The sequence below is a fragment of the Polaromonas sp. P1_G2 genome (assembly GCF_056405515.1).
Genome location: NZ_JBFUBY010001009.1, coordinates 1 through 484 on the forward strand (window position 1 = coordinate 1; position 484 = coordinate 484).

At 57.9% G+C, this 484-nt stretch carries 1 protein-coding gene; it reads right to left on the reverse strand.

Annotated features, from left to right (window positions below; all coding sequences use genetic code 11):
- On the reverse strand, positions 1-446 hold a 446-nt coding region (locus AC1D0P_RS28795; protein ID WP_477679857.1), incomplete at its 3' end, for a hypothetical protein.
- Between the last annotated feature and the right edge of the window lie 38 nt (positions 447-484).

The window sequence follows — 484 nt, forward strand, 5'->3', positions numbered from 1 at the left end:
GAATAATGGTGATAATTCGGCCCAAACCAGACGTCGCCACCCTTTTCGTTGCCCGCAGGAAAGTTGCCCATCGCAGTCGGGTTCTTGTAGGAGGATTCTGCGTAGCGGATCACCGAGCCCGTATCCGAGCCGTGGCTGATATGCAGCTGGGTAAAGCCTTCGACCGAAAAGCCGTCATTGGCGGCGCTGCCGTAGCTGCGGTCGAGGATGAATTCGGCGGCGTTCCTGATCGCGCCGCTGACAGCGCCGAAGCCTTTGTCGGGCTCGTGGTGGTAATGATAGTCGTTATGGCTGTTCGGGAAGGCATAGGTGAGTACATTGCCTTGCCATGCCAGACCGCTCATGACGCCGTCGACAAAATCGCTGCCGATATTCTGGACGTGCTTGATGCCGAGTATGCCGTGCGCGCCGATCTTGTTGGCGCTACTATCCTGCTGATCGCTCATCGTCACTCCCCCCGAAGTTTGGTCCTCAGCATCAGTGC